Source organism: Gilliamella sp. W8128 (assembly GCF_016100545.1).
Taxonomy (GTDB): Bacteria; Pseudomonadota; Gammaproteobacteria; order Enterobacterales; family Orbaceae; genus Gilliamella; species Gilliamella apis.
In genome coordinates this window covers 62793-85947 of the sequence record NZ_JACFSE010000005.1, presented here as the reverse complement: position 1 = coordinate 85947, position 23155 = coordinate 62793, and the positions used below count along the sequence as shown (strand labels likewise).

The following is a 23155-nucleotide window of genomic DNA, read 5'->3' as shown; positions in this document are numbered from 1 at the left end:
CTTTTATTATTTAATTAAATTTTAATTAGATAACAACTACTTCAGCCGCTGCTGGTCCACGAGGGCTATCTTGGATAGCAAATTCGACTTGTTGTCCTTCAGCTAAGGTTTTAAATCCATCACCTGAGATTGCAGAGAAATGTACGAATACATCTTTGCTGCCATCGGCTGGAGTTATAAAACCGAAACCTTTACTTTCGTTGAACCATTTTACTTGGCCTGTTTTTTTATTCATTTACTAGACATCCTAACAATAATTAATAATTTGCCTTATCGGCTGTTTAGGCATTAACTAACATTAATACACCAACTCATAAACTAATCTAACTAGTCTGGAACTAAATTAAAAAGTTAATCGTTTTCATAAAAATGCTTCTTGTTGTTAGCCCATTACTATTACCTCACAATTTAAAATCGAAAGCAAGATTTTAATGACAATTTTTTCATCTTAGTGTACGGTTTTATATAAAATTTTTATATTAATTTGTTTAATTTGATAAATGACAAATTGTTACAACGCTAAGTCATTGAAGTTATTTCGAAAGTAAAAAAAAGTTTAAAGATTGAGTCATAAAAATTATTTTTTATGACTCAGTAGAAATGATTACTTTTTTGAATAATTTAGGTAGGATTACTTCTGTTTTGCTCTTTCAAAAGATTCAATAATTTCTTTACGAGCAGCTTCGGCATTATCCCAACCATCAACTTTTACCCATTTGCCTTTTTCAAGTGCTTTGTATTGCTCAAAGAAGTGCTTGATTTGAGATTTTAATAACTCAGGTAAATCGTCTACATCTTTTATATGGTCATATTCTTTTGATAATTTAGTATGCGGTACAGCAACTAGTTTAGCATCAGAACCTGCTTCATCAGTCATTTTTAAGACACCAACTGGACGACAACGAATTACAGAACCAGGTTGTAATGGATATGGAGTTGGAACTAATACGTCAACCGGATCTCCATCAAGTGATAAAGTGTGATTAATATAACCGTAATTACATGGATAAAACATTGCAGTTGCCATAAATCTATCAACAAATACTGCACCAGTATCTTTATCGACTTCATATTTAATTGGGTCAGCATTCGCTGGAATTTCAATCACGACATAGATGTCATCAGGTAATTCTTTACCGGCTGGTACGTTTAATAGTCCCATTTTTGTATCCTCTATCTTTTATTAGTAAGTAGTGTTTAATCATAAATATAAAACGAACATTATAAAAATTTACTCTGTTTCGCTCAATTCTTTTAAATATTGAAAAATTTGTCTGGCTGTTTTTGGCGGTTTATTTGCAGTCAGTTCTTTTCTAGCTGAACGTGCAAGTGTACGTAATTGCTGTCTATCTGCGGTAGGAAATAGCTCCATAATTGATTCTGCATCGCCAGTTTCAATTAACTCATCACGTAATTTCTCTAAACGGTGAAACATGGCAACTTGCTGGTTATGGCGATTTTTGAGTTTATCCAATGCTTGTGTAATCGGTTCAATATCACGATTTCTAAGCAATTTACCTATGTATTGAATTTGTCTGCGATAGCCTTCTTTTTTTATTTTTTGAGCTAATTCAATAGCATATAATAAATCTTCATCAAGTGGAATTTTACTTATTTCATTTTTGCTTAAATTGACAAGTTCGACACCTAATTTTTTAAGCACCTCGGCATCTCTTTTGATTTCACTTTTACTAACGTAAATAATTTCATCATCTTCTTGATTTATATTGAAGTCGGGTTCTAGATTTGGCTCTTGATTGTTATTCATGCTATTTCTTTTGTTAACTAAAATTAAATTCTGGCATATTATAACGTATCACTAGCAGAATTGTAGAAAATAATAAAATGAGTATTGAACAAATTAAAAAAGATGCGATAAGCCAACAACAACATCTATCCGCTATTGTTGCCGATGCTATTAAACAAGCACAAGCTCGGGTCGATTCAGTAGAGGTGTCGATTAATCAATCTACTGGTATTAGTGTCAGTACAAGAGAAGGTGATACTGAAAATGTTGAATTTAATAGTGATGGAGCATTAGGTATAACCGTTTATCAAAATCAACGTAAAGGTAGCGCATCTACCAGTGACTTATCTCCACAGGCGATCAGCCAAACTGTGGATATGGCAATTAATATTATGCAATATACTTCGCCTGATTCATGTTCAGGTTTAGGCGATCGTGAGTTAATGGCATTTGATAATGCCGATTTAGATCTTTTTCATCCAAGTGATTTAAATGTTGATAATGCAATAGAACAAGCAAAACAGGCGGAACTAACAGCGCTTGCTGAATCTTCATTAATAAGTTGTGATGGTGGTTACTTTAATAGCCGTTATGGTGTTTATGTTTATGGTAATAGTTTAGGAATGTTACAAGGCTACTGTGCCAGTTCACATTCACTTTCTTGCTCGGTGATTGCTGAGCAAAATGGACAAATGGAGCGAAATTACGCCTATACTTCTTCTCGGGATATTAATGAACTGCAATCACCAGTTTGGGTCGGAAAACAAGCTGCTGAGAAAGCTGTTGCTCATTTAGGTGCTAAACAAATTCCAACCATGCAAGTACCTGTCCTTTTTTGTTCGGAAGTTGCTGTCGGTTTAATAAGGCATTTAGTTTCTGCAATTAGTGGTGGTTCGATTTACCGAAAGTCTTCTTTTTTGTTGGATAGTGTAGGAAAAGCAGTTTTCCCTGCTTGGCTGACAATTTTGGAAGATCCATACATTTTAAAAGGAGTAGGTTCTTCACCATTTGACAGTGAAGGGACGAGAACTGTTAAGCGTAATATTATTGAACAAGGTATTTTGCAAACTTATTTATTAAGTAATTATTCAGCCAAAAAATTAGGTTTGAAATCTACCGGACATGCAGGTGGTATATATAATTGGTTAGTCTCACCAAGCCAAACTGATGCTGATTTCACTGCAATGTTAAGAAAACTAGATAAAGGTGTGGTTATAACGTCATTAATGGGACAAGGTGTTAACAATGTAACCGGTGATTATTCGCGTGGAGCTACGGGTTTTTGGGTTGAAAATGGTAAAATCCAATATCCTATTAATGAAATTACAGTAGCTGGTAATCTTAAAGATATGTATCAAAATATTGTAGCAATAGGTAATGATATTGAAACAAGAAGTAATATTCAATGTGGTTCAATATTGATTGAGAAAATGAGTATAGCAGGAAAGTAATTATACATGGGAAAGTTTACCAATAGTGCATTATTCCAAAAAATCATTTTTTGGATGCCAGGGCTGACGAGTTTATTGCATTATAAGCGAGAGTATCTTGGTTTTGATATTAAAGCTGGATTGTCAGTAGCAGCTGTATCGTTACCTGTTTCAATAGCATATGCTGAACTCACCGGCGTAGGAGCAATTGCTGGTTTATATTCGACAATCTTGCCACTGATTGTGTATGCACTATTTGGTTCTTCTAAGCAATTAATCGTTGGGCCAGATACAGCAACTTGCGCAGTTGTAGCCGCTGTAGTTTTCCCTTTAGCGGCTAATGATCCCGTTTTACGTTGGCAATTAGTTGTATTATTAACCATTATGATTGGTATTTGGTGTCTAATTGCCGGTAAACTTCACCTAGGGGCTTTAGCTGATTTATTAAGCCAACCGATTCTAATTGGTCTTTTAAATGGTATTTCAATTACGATTATGGTTGATCAGCTAGCCAAAACATTGGGATTTAAGTATGACTACTCTTATTTGATTGAGCGCATTGTTTATTTTCCTTTAAAGATATCGCAGATTCATGTATTAACTGCGTTAGTATCATTTTTTACTTTAGTGATATTGGTGGCTTTAAAAAAATTCAAACCTCGTTATCCGGCACCGCTGTTCGCCGTCATAATTATGACTTTTTTTTCATGGCTGTTTAATTTTGAACAATATAACGTACGGATTATTGGTAGTGTGACCAGTGATTTCATCCCAGCAGAGTCATGGTTAGATTTTGATAAAGGCTTAATGCGAAATTTAGTCGTTCCTTCTCTTAATATTGCCGTTATCTGTTTTGTTAGTATGATGATAACGGTACGTAGTTTTGCTTCTAAAAATAATTATGAAACCAATGCCGATATAGAATTTAAAGCATTGGGTATGGCCAACATAGTTGCCGGGTTATCTCAAGGATTTGTTGTTAGTGGTACCTCATCTCGAACAGCTGTTAATGATGCTAATGGCGGTAAAACCCAGTTAGTGTCAATCATAGCAGCTGTTTTAATTGGCTTTGTGGTGTTGTTCTTTTTATCTCCATTACAATACATTCCTACTTGTGTATTAGGCGTGATTCTAATTTATTCTTCGTTATCACTGATTAATTTTCAAACTATTATTCGGTTTTTTAAATTTGATCGCGATGCATTCTATTTAAGTTTAACTACACTCATTTCGGTTTTAGTTATTGGTATTATTCCGGGGATGGCGCTAGCAGTTTTATTGGGATTATTTTTATTTTTGCGTCGTGTTTTTAGACCGAATGATCAGTTATTAGGTGTTGATGATAGTGGTCGAATTCATTCAATTGGTTCTGACGTCAAACCATTGAGTAATACTATGATTTATAGATTTAATTCACCACTTACCTATTTTAACATTGCCTATTTTAAACGTAGAATTATCAATTATATTGATGATTCTGCCGAACAAATCAATTATGTTATTGTTGATGCGATACCTTGTTTTACTTATAAAGATGTTAGTGTGTTGACGGGTATTGATGAATTGGTGAATTCATTAAAAGTTAGAAATGTCGTGCTAATTTTGGCTGGTCGACGCAAAACACTAAAAAATTGGTTTAAACAGATGAATCTTAAATTAGATAGTGATTATATTGAATTTGCTTATGACCTCTATTTTGCTGTGCGATTAGTGCAAAGTAAGGAGCATATGGACAATAAAATGGATGAAGAAGTTATTAACTAAATGTTGAATAATCATTTTTAATTAACTAAGGGTAATTATGAGTAACATCAAAGATCGTATTAAAATTGAAATGATTAGTACCGGTGATGAAGTTTTATATGGTCAAATTATTGATACTAATGCTGCATGGTTATCTGATTTTCTGTTTCAAGAGGGTATTACTATTACCTCTCGTCATACGATAGGAGATAATTTATCAACGCTGATTGAAACTTTAAAAGAGCGTAGTTTGCAAAATGATATTTTAATTGTCAATGGTGGATTAGGGCCGACTAGTGATGATCTTAGTGCCCAAGCAGCTGCACTGGCCAATAATGAATCGCTAGTTTTACACGAAGAATGGCTCAAGTCACTTGAGCGTTATTTTCTTAATCGTGGTAGAACGATGCCTGCAAGTAATATTAAACAAGCCATGCTACCTCAAAGTGCGACGTTAATTGATAATCCTATTGGTACCGCATGCGGTTTTAAAATCAAGCTGAATAATTGTCTATTATTCTTTACTCCCGGTGTGCCTTCTGAATTTAAACAAATGATTAAAAATGAGATTATTCCTGAGATCAAGTTGAATTATCCACTGGCAGAGAGCAAACTTTGTTATCGATTAACAACAATGGGCCGAACTGAAAGCGATTTAGCACAAGAAATTGACTCCACATTGGATATACCGGAAAATATCACGATTGGTTATCGTGCCGCAATGCCTATTATTGAATTAAAATTAACGGGTCCAGAAAACCAAAAAAGTGAAATGGATAAGTTGTGGCAACAAATTAAATCGGTTGTTAATGCTAATTTGCTTTATGAAGGTGTATTAAGTGAATCAGGTGAGACAGGATTAGCTCATATAGTATCAAAATTATTACACGATACTAATCAATCTATTGTTATTATTGAACAACAATCAGCGGGGATGATTAGTTATCAATTGTTCGAAGCTGATGCTCCTGTCGTCAAATCAGAGATTGTACCTTTATTATTGGATGAACCGAGCAGTTATTTCACAGAATTATTAAAAGCACAAGGTGCTAATATAGCGATCGGTATTATTAATTTTCAAGAAAAGAATAGCCAATTTACTTTAATTATTGCAACATTAAAACAAGTATTACACTTTAATTTAAAGTATACCGGACGAAGTCAAAGTAAAAGAACACAGCAACAAGTCTTAGCAGCAATTGCATTGGATGGCTTACGACGTTACCTTTTAAATATGCCTATAATAGGTGCTAATATTTGGTTAGAGGTAATGGAATAGATATTTATTATTTCAATTCATCTAAAATAATGGATTTTACATAACATAGTAATATTAGTTATGGACAATTCGCTACAAAATTAAGTAGAATAGCGGATCTTTCAATTGAAGCATATAAGTTAAAATATTAGAGGTAAAAATGGCTCGTGTAACTGTCCAAGATGCAGTAGAAAAAATTGGTAATCGCTTTGATCTCGTTTTAGTTGCAGCAAGACGTGCTCGTCAATTACAAGTCGAAAATAAATCGCCACTAATTCCAGAAGAAAACGATAAAGAAACTGTGGTTGCTTTACGCGAAATTGAAGATGGGCTTGTCAATAAACAAATTCTTGATACTGCTGAATTCCAAGCTCGTCAAGATGAAGAATCAGAAGTGCGTACAGCTCTTCATGAAACGGTACTTTTAGAAAATACTCCTTCATACGAATAAACATTGCTGAGAATTGCCCATGCAATATTTTGAGAGCTTAAAAGAGGTAGTTGCATCTTATCTTCCTGTCAAGCAAGTTGAATTGATCCAAGCTGCATATCTCTTTGCTAAGCAAGCACATGAAGGGCAATTCCGATGTAGTGGTGAACCATATGTAACCCATCCGGTTGCTGTTGCAACCATTTTAGCCGATATGCGGCTAGATTATGAAACCATCATCGCTGCACTTTTGCATGATACTATCGAAGATACCCCGGTCACCTTCCAAGACATTACGCAAAAATTTGGTAAGCATGTTGCAGTTTTAGTGGAAGGGGTTTCAAAACTTGATAAGTTAAAATTTAGAAATCGCCAAGAAGCTCAAGCTGAAAATTTTCGGAAAATGGTTTTAGCCATGACCGAAGATGTGCGAGTAATTTTAATTAAATTAGCTGATAGAACGCATAACATGCGTACTCTTGGTGCTTTAAGGCCAGATAAACGTCGCCGTATTGCTAAAGAAACTTTAGAGATTTATGCGCCATTGGCTCATCGTTTAGGCATTCATCATATTAAAACCGAACTTGAAATACTTGGTTTTACAGCTATGCATCCTAATCGAGCTAAGGTTCTTAAAAAAGTGGTTAAAATTGCTCGAGGGACCAGAAAAGAACTAATCCAGCAAATTCTTTCTGAAATAAGAGGTCGTCTAGCAGATGCAGGTATTGATGCTCAAGTAGAAGCGCTTGAAAAGAATATCTATGCGATTTATCAGAAGATGCAACTGCGTGAGCAACATTTTCATTCAATTATGGATATTTATATTTTCCGAATTGTAGTGGAAGATGTTGACGCTTGCTATCGTGCGCTTGGTTTAGTGCATAATTTATATAAACCGCGTCTTAATCGTTTTAAAGATTATATTGCTATTCCTAAAGCTAATGGTTACCAATCGTTGCATTCATCATTAATTGGTCCGCATGGTACCCCGGTAGAGGTTCAAATACGAACTGAAGATATGGAACAAATGGCGGAAATGGGCGTTGCTGCGCATTGGATTTATAATGAAAATGATGAGTTAAACAATACCACCACTCAGATTAAAGCCCAACGTTGGATGCAAAGTTTGCTAGAACTTCAGCAAAGTGTTGGTAATTCATTTGAATTTATTGAAAATGTTAAATCAGACCTTTTTCCAAAAGAGATTTATGTTTTTACTCCAAAAGGTCGTATCGTCCAATTACCTGAAGGCTCAACAGCAGTTGATTTAGCTTATGCAGTGCATTCTGATATTGGTTTCCAATGTATTGGTGCGTTAGTAGATCGTAAACCTTATCCGCTTTCTCAACCTTTAAGTAATGGCCAAACTGTCGAAATAATAACTTCGCCAGAAAGTCGTCCTAATGCAAGCTGGCTAAATTTTGTTGTTAGTGCTAAAGCACGCTCTCGTATTCGCCAAGCATTAAAAACGTTAAAAAGAGAAGATGCAATTGAGTTAGGGCGTCGTCTACTCAATTTAGCGTTAATTAAATCAGGCGGTATTGAGTCATTAACACTGAAACAGAAAGATCGTATTGTTGGGTTAACCAAGTTAACATGCTTCGATGATGTATTAGCCGAAATTGGTCTTGGTAACATCATGAGCCATTTTATTGTTAAAGGTTTAGAACATAAAGCGCTTTTATCTAATCAATCTGATACCAATAAAACTTTAGTTATTACCGGTAGTGAAGGGGTTTTAGTGACCTTTTCGAAATGTTGTCATCCTATTCCTAATGATCCGATTGTTGGCCATGTTAGCCCTGAAAAAGGTTTAACCGTTCATCATGAATCGTGTCGCAATATTAGTGGTTATCAGAATAACCCAGAAAAATATATTGCACTTAAGTGGGCACCAAATATCGATCAACTATTTGTTGCAGAGATTTGGGTAGATATTCTTAATAGTCAAGGCACTTTAGGTCATATTCTTTCGATTATTAATGACGAAAAAGCTCATATTCAATGGCTAAATACCGAAGAAAAAGATAGGCAAATTTATACAATTATTTTGCAGCTTGAAGTTAAAAACTCACAACAATTAAATGATTTAATTAGAAAATTATCACTACAACAAGATGTAGTGAGTGTGATACGTAATATTAATTAATTATCATGTCTGATCGTTTACTAAACCATATACCACTAATCAAATTAGCTGGTATTGGTGCTAGTTTAGAAAGTAAATTCCATGCACTAGGCATTAAAACCATTCAAGATTTATTATTACATTTTCCTCTACGTTATGAAGACCGAAGTTCTTCTTGCGCTATAGGTGATGCTACAATTGGCGAATATACCACTATTGAAGGGCGCATAATTAAAACAGAGATTATTTTTAAGCGTCGCCAAATGCTGTTATGTTATATTCAAGATGATTCTGGAATCGCTATTTTACGTTTTATGCATTTTAATGCAGGTATGAAAGCGTCGATGATAGTAGGAAAATGGATAAGTGCATATGGTGAAATAAAAAGCGGTAAAACTAATTTAGAAATTATTCATCCGCAATTTAACATCAAAGCGAATAAAGATGAACGAGCATCGCTAAGCGATTTAAATGAAGAGCGATTTACACCTATTTATCCTTCTACATATGGATTGACACAAAATGTAATCCGTAAAATGATAAAATCGGCATTAATTTTACTAAAAAACAATTTACCAAATGAAATATTACCTGATTCATTAAGTCAAAATTATTTACCTATTTTAGATGCATTGAACATCATTCATAATCCTTCTATTACGACTGATATTGATCAGTTATTAGTTGGTGAACACCCAGCTATAAAACGTTTTGTATTTGAAGAGTTACTTGCCTATCATTTAAGCATGTTAATGATTAAAAGAGATAATCAAAAGCAACATGCTTATTCAATGCACAGTAATCAGCGATTGACTCTACCTTTTCTAGGTTCATTACCATTTAATCCAACTCACGCTCAACAAAGAGTTGTACAAGATATCTATCAAGATATGACAAAGCATATTCCAATGATGCGACTAGTACAAGGTGATGTAGGCTCAGGTAAAACTTTAGTTGCAGCTATGGCCGCCTTAAATGCGATAGAGAATGGTCATCAAGTTGTTTTAATGGCGCCAACCGAAATATTGGCAGAGCAACATTTTAATAATTTTAAACAATGGTTTGAACCATTAGGCATTACTGTAGATTGGTTATCTGGTCGATTAACAGCTAAAAATAAGCAGCAGCGATATGAAGCTTTAAAGCAAGGTGAAATCACGATGTTAGTTGGTACCCATGCGGTGTTTGTTGATAAAGTTGAATTTTCCAATTTGGGGCTAGTTATTATTGACGAACAACATCGATTTGGTGTGAATCAACGGTTAAGTTTGTGGGAAAAGGGTATTAAAAATGCCATACACCCACATCAATTAATCATGACAGCAACACCAATACCAAGAACGTTGGCAATGACAGTTTATGCAGATTTGGATGTCTCAATAATTGATGAATTACCTCCAGGACGAACCCCAGTAACCACTATTGTTATTCCTAATTCCCGTCGAGAAGAAATTATCGACAAGGTTAATCAAGCTTGTTTAAGTCATCGTCAGGTTTATTGGGTTTGTACTTTAGTGGAAGAATCAGAAACTCTAGATGCTCAAGCCGCTGAAATGTTAGTTGAGGAATTGAAAGAAAGGTTACCACACTTAAATATAGCACTTGTCCATGGCAAAATGAAATCTGATGAAAAGCAATCTGTTATGCAGGCTTTCAAAGCGGGAGAGGTTCAACTTTTAGTTGCGACAACGGTTATTGAAGTTGGGGTCGATGTGCCCAATGCAAGCTTAATGATCATTGAAAATGCTGAACGTTTAGGACTTGCTCAGCTACATCAATTACGTGGTAGGGTAGGACGAGGCAGTGCAATTTCACATTGTGTGTTAATGTATCAAGCTCCATTAAGTAAAATTGCTCAGGCTCGGATGAAAGTAATGCGTGATAGCAATGATGGTTTTGTTATTGCCCAAAAAGATCTTGAAATTAGAGGTAGTGGTGAAATTTTAGGAACTAGGCAAATGGGGGAAGCAAATTTTAAAATTGTTGATTTAATCCGTGATCAGCATTTAATTAGCGAGGTGCAAAAAGCATCATATCTTATCTTAAGCGAGTCTCCGGAGTGTGCTAAACAACTTGTTGATTGTTGGCTTCCGGAACGGCAAAAATATATCAATGCTTAATCTTGTTCTTATTGATAAATTGCTTTTAGTTTTGAATATTAGTGATTATTGTTTTGTTGAAATCTCTTTTCTCACTAGAATATAACAAAATAGAAAAAACAATAAAAAAGTGGACTTAGAAAGTTGTTCTAGTCCACATTAGTTAGCTTTTTAATTATAAAAATGAACGGTATGGCAGTTCAGGTTCATCGGTAAAGATATCTCTAAATCCACGATAGTGTTGATAGTGCATTTTGTTTTTATCGGTTGGATAAGTATATTTACCACCAACTTGCCAGAAGAAAGGCGTAAATTGATACTCCAGACGATCCTTTTTCATTTGCCAAAGTACTTCAATTTCACGCGGGTCACTTTGGAAATTCGCCCATATATCGTGGTGAAATGGAATCACTACTTTAGTATTTAATGATTCCGCCGCCCGTAAAATGTCTGATGAGGTCATTTTATCGGTTACGCCGCGCGGGTTCTCTCCATAAGATAACAAAGCAACATCAATTTTATGATCATTACCATGTTTGGCATAATAATTAGAGTAGTGAGAATCGCCAGAATGATAAAGTGATCCGCCTGAGGTTTCGAATAAATAGTTAACGGCACGATCATCCATACCATCTAATATGGATTTATCGGTGGATGAAACACCTTTCGGTAGAGTGACTAATGAAGTTCTATCAAAAGAGTCTAAAACGCGAATAGTAATATCACCAACTTGGATAGTTTCACCTACTTTGGCAACGATACAGCGATCTTCAGGAACCCCCCAACTTTTCCATAATTCAACACATGCTTTAGGACCAATAAATTTGACTTTTGGTGAGCAGTTTTGCATGACTGCTGCTGCAACATTGACATCAATATGATCAGCATGGTCATGGGTTGCCATTACCGCATCAATCTCTTTGATTGCAAAAGGATCAAGAACAAATGGGCTAGTTCTAAGATTTGGTTGTAATTCACGTACTCCACCCATTCGCATCATTTGATGTTGTTTGTTCATTAATGGATTTGCGTGAGTTTTTTTACCTGTACCACACCAAAAATCGACAGAGATATTAGTATTACCTGCTGATTTCAACCAAATCCCTGTACAAGCAAGCCACCACATCGTAAACGTATTAGGTTTAACTTCTGTTGTTTCTATTTCTTCATTAAGCCAAGTTCCCCATTCAGGAAAGGTGTTTAATATCCAAGATTCTCTGGTAATTTCGTTTACTTTACTCATACTTTGTTCCTTTTACAATTTAATTATTAAACTAAAATCACTTCTGTGCCCTGTTCCTTTATGCTTTCAATTACTTCCTTATTTGCTTGTTTGCCAGTTATTAAAATATCAATTTTAGTAACCGGGCAAAAAAGCATGCCAGAATTTGCTTTGGTATTTATTTTAGAACTATCAACAACGACTACTAATTTTTCAATTTTTTCAAGTATTTGTTGTTCAGCTACCGCTCCCAGTATTTCATTCTTATACAGCCCATTTGGTGTTAATGTTTTACCACTTGTAAACATCCATTTTCCTGCATAAGAATCAGTTATATTTGCTATAGGATTTAGAATAATGTTTTGTGTTTTGTTATATAATCCTCCCATAATGATGACGTTTTCGTGATCATGTTCAATCAAGTAACAAGCTAAAGGAAAATAGTTGGTAATGATCGAAACATTTTTACCACATAATTCACGACCTAATAAAAATGCCGTTGAGCCACAGTTAATAACTATATTTTCATCACTTCCACACAACTTCGCCGCTCTTATGGCAATACGTGCTTTTTCATGATAATGATCGGTATTATTATTTCCTATCGGTGCCCAAATTGGTTTTTGTACTTCTATTCGCATAATGCCATTACGAACTTTTTTTACTTTTCCGTCCTGATCTAGTTTTGTAATATCCCGACGGGCTGTCGCTGGTGATATTGCAAAATAAGAAACCAATTCAGTAACTCTTACCATCCCTTTTTCATTAACCATTGCCACTATTTGGGTGTGGCGTGATATTTCGTTCATTGTACCCTCTTATTAATTTAATATGATTAAATTTGATTAAAAATGATGTTAGTTATCATTTTGTATTTTGTCAATTATTTAAATATTAATATCAATAATCATAAGTTCAATTTATTGATAATAATAGTTATATTTTTAATTTTTGCTTCTGTTTTTTAAAGATAATGTGATGGATGTCACAATTGCTAAGTCAATAAATTTAGAAAAGTGATCAACATCAAAATAATCACAAACAATCATTGAATGATTGTTTGTGATTGTAGAATATAACAAATGTTATTCAGCGAACTGAATAATATTAAATAGGTTGAAGTTCCATCTATGAGTTTTGCGATAGGTAATTATAAAAAAGACATTTGAAGGTTATAGATACCTAAACAATAACGTTAACGTTAGAAATGTCGATAACCAATGAGAGGGACATATGGAAGTAATTTATAACATTTTTTATATCTTTTATAGTCAAGTTATGACGAAGGCACCATTATTACTGGGCCTAGTTACCTTGCTAGGTTATTGTCTTTTAAAAAAAGATATCACCACAATTTTAAAAGGCACGATTAAAACCATTGTTGGTTTTATGCTGTTACAAGTTGGTTCAGGTGTTTTAGTTTCAACATTTAAACCCGTTATTGCTAAACTTTCCGAATATCATGGTATAACCGGATCGATTATCGATACTTATGCCTCAATGGTGGCTGTCGAAAAGGGGATGGGTGAACAATATTCATGGGTTGGTTATGCAGTATTGCTTGCATTAGCGATTAATATTTTACTGGTCATCTTTAGACGTTTCACCGGAATTAGAACCATCATGTTGACCGGTCATATCATGTTTCAACAAGTTGGTTTAATTACACTTTTCTACTTCCTATTCGGTTATGGTATGTGGGAAACCATCATCTACTCAGCAATAATTACGGCATTATATTGGGGAATTTTTTCAAATATGATGTTTAAACCGACTGAAGCGGTAACTGGCGGCGCAGGTTTTTCTATTGGTCATCAACAACAGCTAGGTTCATGGATTGCGGTGAAATTAGCGCCAAAATTGGGCGATAAAGATGATTCAGTAGATAATTTAAAATTACCAAAATGGTTACATATTTTCCACGATAGTATTGCTGCCACAACGATAGTGATGACAATCTTCTTCGGCATTATCCTTCTTTCATTTGGTTTGGATAATTTACAAACAATGGCAGGGTCAACTCATTGGACTATCTACATTTTCGAAACCGGACTTAAATTTGCCGTAGCCATCCAAGTTATTGTTGGTGGTGTAAGAATGTTTGTAGCTGAGTTATCTGAAGCATTTAAGGGCATTTCTGAAAAATTAATACCAAATGCAGTGTTGGCTATCGATTGTGCGGCTATCTATGCTTTTTCACCTAACGCCATGGTATTTGGTTTTATTTGGGGGGCATTAGGTCAATTTTTAGCAATAGCGCTTTTACTGGTATTTAAATCGCCAATCATGATTATTCCTGGTTTTATTCCTATGTTTTTCTCTAATGCCACCATTGGCGTATTTGCCAATCATTATGGTGGATGGAAAGCGGTAATGAAACTCTGTTTTGTTATGGGAATGGTTGAGGTTCTAGGCTCTGCTTGGGTAATTAATATTTTCGCCCAAAATGGTACGCCAATTGATTCTTGGATGGGAATGGCTGATTGGGCAATTTTATTCCCACCGATTTTACAAGGTTTATCTTTCTCTCATCTATTTATCTATGTCTTGATTGCGTTATCTCTGGTCTATATGTTCTTTGCGGCTAAATCACTACGAGCTGAAGAAGCCCTACAAAAACAACAACCAACCAATGATATTCATGATGATGTTAATGAAGCAGTAGTTGAAAAAATGGACGAAGTGGCAATTAGTGAAGGTCAACCGATTCGTATTCTTGCTGTTTGTGGTAGTGGTCAGGGATCATCAATGATGATGAAGATGAAAATTGCCAATTATTTAGATAAAAAAGGTATCGCAAATGTCATGGATTCATGCGCAGTCACGGATTACAAATCAAAACTACCTAATGTCGACATTATCGTTGCTTCTAAACATTTGATTCATGAAATCGAGGTTAATGAAGGACAACATGCATTAGGTGTCCAAAACATGTTAAATCCTCAAACTTTCGGCGATGAACTTATTGAGCTTATCAATAAAGTGAATGGTAAATAGGCAGAATATTTAAAGGAGTTCAACAATGGCTTTCAAAGAATCATTAATTGAAAATAACTCTATTTTACTCAAAGCAGAAGCTACAAGTTGGCAAGAAGCTGTTAAGTTAGGAACAGATATGCTGGTTGCGTCTAAAGCGATTGAGCCTCGTTATTATGATGCCATCATTCAATGCGTTAAAACCATGGGGCCTTATATCATTATTGCCCCTAATTTGGCCATGCCACATGCGAGACCAGAAGATGGCGTAAACCGTACGGCTTTTGCATTAGTAACTTTGAAAAAACCTGTTTATTTTGAGGGAGAGATCGATCCTGTTGATGTACTAGTTACCCTCGCCGGCAGTACTTCTGATCAGCATATGGAAGGATTAATGGAAGTGACTCAAATTTTAGATGATGAAAATAGTGAGACAGGTGTTGATCTGGATAAATTAAGACGTTGTAACAGCAAAGAAGATGTTTATGCGGTTATCGATCGCGCGCTAAATGGAGGCTAAATGATGTTTCAAGCATTAAAAGAACGCGTACTACAGGCTAATTTATTGCTACCACAATATAATTTAGTCACCTTTACATGGGGAAATGTATCAGAAGTGGATCGTGCAAAGGGAGTCATGGCCATCAAACCATCAGGGGTTGAGTACTGTGATATGACCATAGATGATATTGTTGTGGTTTCATTAACCGGCGAAATTGTCGAAGGCAAACTAAATCCTTCTAGTGATACCGCAACTCATCTCGAACTCTATAAGGCCTTTGCAAATATTGGCGGAATTGTGCATACCCATTCTCGTTATGCAACCGTTTGGGCACAGGCAGAATTGGATATTCCTGCATTAGGTACCACTCATGCTGACTATTTTTATGGTGATGTACCTTGTAGTCGCAGACTAACTGATAGTGAAATCGCCACAGATTACGAAAAAAATACCGGACTCGTTATTATCGAGGAATTTAAACATCGCGGTATTGATCCTATGGCGATGCCTGGCGTTATTGTCTCTGGTCATGCGCCATTTTGTTGGGGTAAAAATGCCTTAAATGCGGTACACAATGCTGTGGTACTTGAAGAAGTCGCAATGATGGCAATTTCAACTCGGCAACTCAATCAAACCATCAAAATTCAACAAACATTATCCGATAAGCACTATTTTCGCAAACATGGTGCTAATGCTTATTATGGTCAAAAATCAAATTAGATAAGGAAACCGACATGACAACACCAAAATTACAAATTGCTTTAGATCAAACAGAACTAACCTCAGCATTGGAGGTGGCAAAAAATGTTTCAGGATTTGTTGATATTATCGAAGTTGGCACTATTCTCGCCTTTGGTGCAGGAATAGAAAGCGTTAAAAATCTAAGAAAATTATATCCTAATCATATATTAGTCTGTGATTTAAAAACGACTGATGGTGGAGCGATATTAGCTAAAATGGCTTTCTCAGCTGGGGCTAACTGGTTAACGGTTTCGGCTGCAGCGCATATCGCTACCATTGAAGCATGTAAAAAAGTGGCTGACGAATTTAATGGCGAAATTCAGATCGAATTATATGGTCATTGGACACTAGAAGATGCCAAAGCATGGCGAAAATTGGGGATTAAACAGGCTATTTATCATCGTTCTCGTGATGCTGAATTAGCTGGTATTGGTTGGGGAGAGGATGATTTGGTTAGAATGCGACAATTGTCAGATTTAGGTCTTGAACTTTCCATAACGGGCGGAATTATTCCTGAGGATATTCACCTATTTGCAGGAATTAAAACCAAAGCCTTTATTGCTGGTCGAGCTCTTGCTAGTGAAAATGGTAAACAAACTGCTCAAGCTTTAAGAGAGCAAATTGCTAAATATTGGTAATAGATGCGATGCAGTCAGTAAAATGACTGCATATTTGATGTTCAAATAAATATTATTAGGTTTTATTATGGCAAAATTTGCAATTAATCCGACCAATCAATCTAATTATATTGGTATTTATGAAAAGGCATTACCTAATGAACTTACTTGGCAAGAAAAACTGCACGAGGCGAAAACATTAGGATTTAATTTTATCGAGATATCAATTGATGAATCAGAACAGCGAAGAGCAAGACTTGATTGGTCAGATGATGAGATTTATCGATTAAAGCGATTATGTGAACAATATGGACTACCATTGCATTCTATGTGTTTAAGTGCTCATCGTAAATTTCCATTTGGATCTGCCGATAAAAGTATACGTCAGCAAGCCAAAGTTATTATGAATAAAGCACTGATGCTCGCCTATAAACTAGGAATAAGGGTAATTCAATTAGCTGGATATGATGTTTATTATGAACCAGCCAATTTACAGACTCACCAGCGATTTATTGCGGGAATGCAGTGGTCAGCGAAACAAGCTGAAAAAATGGGGATAATGCTTGCCGTTGAAATCATGGATACTAGTTATCTCAATTCACTCAGTAAGTTTGAAATTCTAAAAAAAGAGGTCAATTCTCCTTATTTTATGGCTTATCCAGATGTAGGGAATATTTCTGGTTGGAATTATGATGTCTGTACAGAGCTTATGTTAAGTCGAGAGCACATTGTTCAAATACATCTAAAAGATACTTATAAGGTTAAAGCTAATTATTCTGGTCAGTTTAGAGATTTAACTATTGGCGAAGGGGAGGTTGATTTTCTTGCTATATTTAAAATACTAAAACAGATAAATTATACTGCTCCGCTTGTTATTGAAATGTGGGCAAAAGATCATAAATGGAGAGAAAACATTATAACAGCTCAAAAACGACTCAAAACCATAGCCGAGAATGCCGAATTTGTTCTGTTTAATTGATTTCTATCTAATCATGAATTATCAATGTTCCATGTTTCATGAATTCTAAAAATGGAGCATTGATATACTTTATAAATCATTTGAAGATATATAGTTAATCCAATTATGGTAACTTTAGATTTATTAGTTGCTATTATAATTTTATTTTTAGAGTCTCTGATTATCAATAATAAAATAATTATGATTAATTGAACTAAATTTCAGCAATACTATGATGTAAGCGTTGTAATTTATATTCAATTTTTATATAACTTTTTATTATCAATAGCATAAAATTATTCAAATTTTTTTGTATCTTGCTTAGAAAACTTAATGATTTGTTCTTTGCACGAATATGGCTATCGTGTAATATAGTCTTCATTATAAATCTGATTAAATTGCGAATATTTTATGAAATCCGCTCTAAAACTCTTTTCTCTTTTTTTAGTTATTTTCACATTATTAGGCTGTGGTTTAAAAGGTCCACTTTATTATCCTGCAGATCAGTCAAATGCAATTATTGAATCTAATGATACAAATAAATTGGCTTAAAGGAATAATATAATGGACTTTTTACATTATCAAAATGGCCATTTATTGGCGGATAACGTTGCTATTTGTGATTTAGCTAATCAATATGGTACCCCTTTATATGTTTATTCTGCTGATCATATAACTAAGCAATTTCTTTCTTATCAAGATTCTTTAAAAAATAAGAAGCATTTGATTTGTTATGCAGCAAAAGCGAATAGCAATTTATCTGTTTTAAACTTATTAGCTAAACTTGGTGCAGGTTTTGATATTGTTTCACAAGGTGAATTAGAAAGAGCTTTAAAAGCTGGCGCCGACCCTAAAAAAATTGTATTTTCAGGGGTAGCAAAATCTGTTGTTGAAATTAGACGTGCGCTTGAAGTAGGAATTAAATGTTTTAATGTTGAATCAGAACCTGAATTATATCGTATCAATGATATTGCTCATCAATTAGGGAAAATAGCTAGTATTTCTTTACGGATTAATCCTGATGTAGATGCAAAAACACATCCGTATATTTCAACAGGATTGCGTGAAAACAAATTTGGTATAAGTTATCAATTAGCTTTAGATACTTATCGTAAAGCAGCATCATTAAAAAATATTAAAATAATTGGTATTGATTGTCATATTGGCTCTCAATTAACCGAGTTATCGCCTTTTCTTGACGCGGCTGATCGTATATTGGCATTAGTTGACCAACTAGCAGCAGAAAATATTCATCTTGAGCATATTGATTTAGGTGGAGGGTTAGGTATTTGTTATCATGATGAACAGCCACCATCAGCGACATTACTGGTATCAAAACTAATTGAAAAGTTAAAAAATTATCCTGAACTTGAAATTGTTTTCGAACCAGGTAGATCAATCGTTGCCAATGCTGGATTATTAATTACTAAAGTTGAATATACTAAGCATCAAGATGGTAATCACTTTGCGATTGTTGATGCCGGGATGAATGATTTAATACGACCAGCTCTTTATCAAGCGTGGATGCAAGTCCTACCTGTTAAAGAATCAACAGATTCGAATATCCAAAAGATTTATAATATTGTTGGGCCAATTTGCGAATCTAGTGATGTATTAGCTTATCAACGTGAACTTTCAGTTGAACAAGATGATCTGTTAGTTATTTGTAGTGCAGGTGCTTATGGCTTTAGTATGGCGTCTAATTATAATAGTCATCCTCGACCGGCAGAAGTCATGCTTGAAAATGGTAATCAGCATAAATTGATTCGAGAGCGTGAAACTTTTGATGATTTATGGCGCGGTGAATTAGTATTATAATTCATTATAAAGCTGATAAATATGTTTTCTAAATTTTGCTTGATGACTCCATTTAATCAAACAAATATGATGAAAAAGTAAAAAATACTGATGATTTACAATAAAAGGTAACTAGAGATGAACTTTTCAAAAATGCATGGACTGGGTAATGATTTTATGGTTATTGATGCAGTAACGCAAAATGTTCATCTTTCAAGTGAAATGATCAAACGTATGTCAGACCGATATACAGGGATTGGGTTTGATCAGCTACTTATTGTTGAGCCACCTTATTCTCCTGAAAGTGATTTTCATTACCGTATATTTAATGCTGATGGTTCTGAGGTTGAGCAATGTGGTAATGGCGCTCGTTGCTTTGCTCGCTTTGTGCGATTAAAAGGATTGACTAAAAAAAGAGTGTTAAAAGTCAGCACTATGAAAGGTAATATTGTTTTGACGGTGAATGATGATGAAACCGTTCGGGTTAATATGGGAACACCAATTTTTGAGCCTAATAAAATTCCTTTCAAAGCCATTAAAGAAGAAAAAACTTATATTATTCGAGCACAAGAACAAACAGTTTTATGTGGTGTCGCCTCTATGGGGAACCCGCATTGTGTAATTCAAGTTGAAGATGTGCTAACTGCTCAAGTATTAACTTTAGGTCCGCTATTAGAGCAACATGAACGCTTTCCTGAAAAAGCGAATATTGGTTTTATGCATATTATTGATCGAGATAATATTAATTTGCGTGTTTATGAAAGAGGCGTGGGTGAAACTCAAGCTTGTGGAACAGGAGCTTGCGCCGCTGTTGCTGTTGGCATTAATCAAGGATTATTAAACCAGCGGGTGAATGTTAATCTACCCGGAGGAAAATTAATAATAGATTGGAAAGGTAATCAGTCGCCGCTTTATATGACTGGACCAGCTACACATGTATATGATGGTTATATTGCTATTTAATTGCGCTAAACTTTATGAATTTTATTAACCTGATTACATAAAGACAATGAAATAAATTATGGTCGTAAAAAAAACACAAACATTGAAGTTGAAACAGCCGCGACGAAAAAAATCATTTGTTAAATTAAATGATGAAATGGTTAGCCAATATATTATTGATAACCCAGATTTTTTTATTCGAAATGCTACTCATATTGAACGCATGCGCGTACCACACCCTGTGCGAGGTATGATTTCACTACCTGAATGGCATATGGCAAGGCAACGTAATAAAATTAGTCAACTTGAGTCGGAAATCACATTACTGATGGAGCACGCAAGTGCTAACGAATTACTCTTTAATCAGTTAATAAAATTGCAATTTCAATTAATAAAAGCAAAAGATATAAACGAATTATTAGATTCTTTAAAAATTTGGGCCAAAGATTTAGGACTTAGTGGTGCCTATTTATATTTATTTGATGATAAATGGTTACTTAGTGCACCATCAAATTATCATTATTTAGCTTTAAACTCCTCGCAGTTTGATTTTATTCGTGTAAGACATTTACAGTATAGCCAATTTTATTTGGGGTCATTAAATACAACTGAATTAGATTTTTTATTACCTAAACATGGTTATGTTGGCTCTGTAGCTTTATCACTATTGGGGCAATTTGGTGATCTTGGTTTATTAATGTTTACGAGTACAGATCCTCAGCATTATCAGACTGGACAAGGAACCTTGTTGTTAGAAAAGATCAGTGAAATATTGCCAATTCTTATTGAAAAATGGATTATGCGAAAAAAGTAAGGAAATATGATGGTTAAAATTAATCCTAATTACTCTTCTTTTTTAACCGGGCCTGTTGAGCATTTTTTAAATTATTTGAAATCTGAAAAACAACTTAGTATAAATACTCAAATTAACTATCGTCGTCAACTTTATGCGCTTATTGATTTAACTGAAGGCTTAGATATTACTAAATGGCAGGATATTGATTCATCTGCTGTGAGGTTACTTATTAGTCGCAGTCGACAAACCGGCCTACAAGCTCGTAGTTTATCAATAAGATTATCTGCATTACGCAGTTTTTTTGATTGGATGGTTAAAAACGATCAAATCTCAGCCAATCCAGCCCGTGGTGTATTAAACCCTAAATTGGGTCAACATCTTCCAAAAAATATTGATATCGATGAGATCAATCAACTACTTGATATTGAGTATAGTGATCCGCTTTCTGTACGTGATAGAGCAATGTTAGAAGTTATGTATGGCTCAGGATTACGACTTTCTGAATTAGTGAGTCTCAATTGCCGAGAATTAAATTTAACTGAAGGTGAAGTCCGAGTAACAGGAAAGGGTAATAAAGAGCGAAAATTACCTTTAGGCCGAGAGTCAATTAAATGGATTGAGCACTGGTTAACTATGCGAAATGATTTAAAGCCACAAGATGATGCCGTTTTTATCTCTAAACTGGGTAAGCGTATATCACCACGAAATGTTGAAAAACGGTTTGCACAATGGGGTGTAAAGCAGGGATTAAGTTCACATATTCATCCGCATAAACTGCGCCATTCATTTGCTACTCATATGCTTGAATCGAGCGGTGATTTACGGGCAGTACAAGAATTACTAGGTCATGCGGATTTATCCACCACCCAAGTTTATACCCATTTAGATTTTTCGCATTTATCAGAAGTTTATGATTCGGCTCATCCAAGAGCTAAAAGAGGAAGAAAATAATGCACTTTTATCGTTCAATTAACTGCATTAAAGCAATCACATTCGATCTTGACGACACTTTATATGACAATAGTACGATTGTTGATAAAGCTGAAGAGGAAGTGATAAAAAACTTACAACAATATGAGCCATTACAGTATCTAACCTTAGATTTGTATTATCAAGAAAAAAAGTTGGTCCTTGCTGTAAATCCAGAAATATATCATGATGTTATAGATTGGCGAGTTGAGACAATCAAATCGTTATTAAATAAAACCAATATCCCTTTAAATGAATATAGCAAGATTATTGATGAGGCTATTGATTGTTTTAATTTTTGGCGTCATAAAATGGTTGTTCCTAAATCAACACATATATTACTAACTAAATTAGCCAATAAATACCCATTAGGTGTGATTACTAATGGTAATGTTGATATAAACAGAATCGGTTTAGGTGACTATTTTAAATTTTCGCTAAGAGGTGGTCCTGATGGTCGCTCAAAACCATTTCCCGAAATTTTTGCTTTAGCCGCTCAGAAATTAGCTATTCCTAATAATTATATTTTGCATGTTGGTGATAATTTGGAGACAGACGTCAATGGTGCGATCAATAATGGTTTTTTAGCTTGTTGGATTAATATTTTTGGTAAGGATATTTATCATCTTTCAGATGCTAGATGTTTACCACATATTGAAATAACACAATTGCCAGAATTAGATAATCTGTTATAATTCAGTGCATATATGTATAAAAAGACAGGCATTAAATGTTTATTACATTTAATGCCTGTCTTTGTTCTTTTTTATACCTACTTATAATAATTATAAATACAATGA

General features: G+C 34.6%; 22 protein-coding genes. 17 read left to right on the top strand and 5 right to left on the bottom strand.

Features of this window, described 5'->3' with window-relative positions; all coding sequences use genetic code 11:
- Positions 1-25: 25 nt before the first annotated feature.
- The 3 genes from H3U97_RS06300 to yjgA form a co-directional block, all read right to left on the bottom strand.
- Positions 26-235: a cold shock domain-containing protein gene (locus H3U97_RS06300; RefSeq protein WP_025315032.1), complete on the bottom strand. Its 210-nt coding sequence runs from the start codon at positions 233-235 to the stop codon at positions 26-28.
- A 396-nt stretch (positions 236-631) separates the two neighbouring features.
- Positions 632-1162: an inorganic diphosphatase gene (gene ppa, locus H3U97_RS06295; RefSeq protein ID WP_065578025.1), complete on the bottom strand. Its 531-nt coding sequence runs from the start codon at positions 1160-1162 to the stop codon at positions 632-634.
- Between the two features lie 69 nt (positions 1163-1231).
- On the bottom strand, positions 1232-1768 hold the full coding sequence (yjgA, locus tag H3U97_RS06290) for a ribosome biogenesis factor YjgA (RefSeq protein WP_065578024.1): 537 nt from the start codon (positions 1766-1768) through the stop codon (positions 1232-1234).
- Between the two features lie 77 nt (positions 1769-1845).
- Here yjgA and pmbA point away from each other — a divergent pair, with 77 nt between their 5' ends.
- From pmbA to recG, 6 genes are all read left to right on the top strand, one after another.
- Complete coding sequence (gene pmbA / locus H3U97_RS06285) at positions 1846-3198, top strand: metalloprotease PmbA (RefSeq protein ID WP_198198532.1); 1353 nt, start codon at positions 1846-1848, stop codon at positions 3196-3198.
- A 6-nt stretch (positions 3199-3204) separates the two neighbouring features.
- Positions 3205-4941: a SulP family inorganic anion transporter gene (locus tag H3U97_RS06280; RefSeq protein ID WP_198198531.1), complete on the top strand. Its 1737-nt coding sequence runs from the start codon at positions 3205-3207 to the stop codon at positions 4939-4941.
- A 37-nt stretch (positions 4942-4978) separates the two neighbouring features.
- Positions 4979-6199: a CinA family nicotinamide mononucleotide deamidase-related protein gene (locus H3U97_RS06275; protein ID WP_198198530.1), complete on the top strand. Its 1221-nt coding sequence runs from the start codon at positions 4979-4981 to the stop codon at positions 6197-6199.
- Between the two features lie 139 nt (positions 6200-6338).
- Positions 6339-6629 (top strand): DNA-directed RNA polymerase subunit omega, encoded by a 291-nt coding sequence (gene rpoZ / locus H3U97_RS06270; protein WP_034903119.1) that lies wholly within the window; start codon positions 6339-6341, stop codon positions 6627-6629.
- 19 nt (positions 6630-6648) lie between these two features.
- The gene (gene spoT, locus H3U97_RS06265; protein WP_065614313.1) at positions 6649-8757 is read left to right on the top strand and encodes a bifunctional GTP diphosphokinase/guanosine-3',5'-bis pyrophosphate 3'-pyrophosphohydrolase; all 2109 of its coding nucleotides are present in this window, start codon (positions 6649-6651) and stop codon (positions 8755-8757) included.
- 5 nt (positions 8758-8762) lie between these two features.
- The gene (recG, locus tag H3U97_RS06260) at positions 8763-10856 is read left to right on the top strand and encodes an ATP-dependent DNA helicase RecG (RefSeq protein WP_198198529.1); all 2094 of its coding nucleotides are present in this window, start codon (positions 8763-8765) and stop codon (positions 10854-10856) included.
- Positions 10857-11010: 154 nt separating this feature from the next.
- On the opposite strand, the gene ulaG is transcribed toward recG, so the two are convergent.
- Both ulaG and ulaR read right to left on the bottom strand, forming a co-directional pair.
- The gene (gene ulaG / locus H3U97_RS06255) at positions 11011-12078 is read right to left on the bottom strand and encodes an L-ascorbate 6-phosphate lactonase (protein WP_198198528.1); all 1068 of its coding nucleotides are present in this window, start codon (positions 12076-12078) and stop codon (positions 11011-11013) included.
- A 26-nt stretch (positions 12079-12104) separates the two neighbouring features.
- Entirely contained in the window at positions 12105-12866 is a 762-nt protein-coding gene (ulaR, locus tag H3U97_RS06250; RefSeq protein WP_034901429.1) for an HTH-type transcriptional regulator UlaR, read from the bottom strand.
- A 424-nt stretch (positions 12867-13290) separates the two neighbouring features.
- Here ulaR and H3U97_RS06245 point away from each other — a divergent pair, with 424 nt between their 5' ends.
- The 11 genes from H3U97_RS06245 to yigB all read left to right on the top strand — a co-directional run bounded on the left by H3U97_RS06245 (position 13291) and on the right by yigB (position 23050).
- On the top strand, positions 13291-15054 hold the full coding sequence (locus H3U97_RS06245; protein WP_034901427.1) for a PTS ascorbate-specific subunit IIBC: 1764 nt from the start codon (positions 13291-13293) through the stop codon (positions 15052-15054).
- Between the two features lie 25 nt (positions 15055-15079).
- Complete coding sequence (locus tag H3U97_RS06240; protein WP_198198527.1) at positions 15080-15553, top strand: PTS sugar transporter subunit IIA; 474 nt, start codon at positions 15080-15082, stop codon at positions 15551-15553.
- Between the two features lie 3 nt (positions 15554-15556).
- Positions 15557-16255 carry an L-ribulose-5-phosphate 4-epimerase gene (locus tag H3U97_RS06235; protein WP_198198595.1) on the top strand — a complete coding sequence of 233 codons (699 nt, stop codon included), beginning with the start codon at positions 15557-15559 and terminating at the stop codon, positions 16253-16255.
- 14 nt (positions 16256-16269) lie between these two features.
- On the top strand, positions 16270-16914 hold the full coding sequence (locus H3U97_RS06230; RefSeq protein ID WP_034901424.1) for a 3-keto-L-gulonate-6-phosphate decarboxylase UlaD: 645 nt from the start codon (positions 16270-16272) through the stop codon (positions 16912-16914).
- A gap of 67 nt (positions 16915-16981) precedes the next feature.
- Complete coding sequence (locus H3U97_RS06225; RefSeq protein WP_086362161.1) at positions 16982-17872, top strand: L-ribulose-5-phosphate 3-epimerase; 891 nt, start codon at positions 16982-16984, stop codon at positions 17870-17872.
- A 390-nt stretch (positions 17873-18262) separates the two neighbouring features.
- Entirely contained in the window at positions 18263-18403 is a 141-nt protein-coding gene (locus tag H3U97_RS06220; protein WP_108720888.1) for a lipoprotein, read from the top strand.
- 12 nt (positions 18404-18415) lie between these two features.
- Positions 18416-19669, top strand: a complete 1254-nt coding sequence (gene lysA / locus H3U97_RS06215; protein ID WP_034901421.1) for a diaminopimelate decarboxylase — start codon at positions 18416-18418, stop codon at positions 19667-19669.
- A gap of 117 nt (positions 19670-19786) precedes the next feature.
- Positions 19787-20611, top strand: coding sequence for a diaminopimelate epimerase (gene dapF, locus H3U97_RS06210; RefSeq protein WP_065650897.1), 825 nt, complete (start codon positions 19787-19789; stop codon positions 20609-20611).
- A gap of 58 nt (positions 20612-20669) precedes the next feature.
- Positions 20670-21404 (top strand): DUF484 family protein, encoded by a 735-nt coding sequence (locus H3U97_RS06205; RefSeq protein WP_086320380.1) that lies wholly within the window; start codon positions 20670-20672, stop codon positions 21402-21404.
- Positions 21405-21413: 9 nt separating this feature from the next.
- A complete protein-coding gene (gene xerC / locus H3U97_RS06200) occupies positions 21414-22337 on the top strand; it encodes a tyrosine recombinase XerC (protein WP_198198526.1) in 924 nt (307 codons plus the stop codon).
- On the top strand, positions 22337-23050 hold the full coding sequence (gene yigB / locus H3U97_RS06195) for a 5-amino-6-(5-phospho-D-ribitylamino)uracil phosphatase YigB (RefSeq protein ID WP_065578012.1): 714 nt from the start codon (positions 22337-22339) through the stop codon (positions 23048-23050). Before xerC ends, yigB begins: the two co-directional genes overlap by 1 nt.
- Positions 23051-23155: the final 105 nt, after the last annotated feature.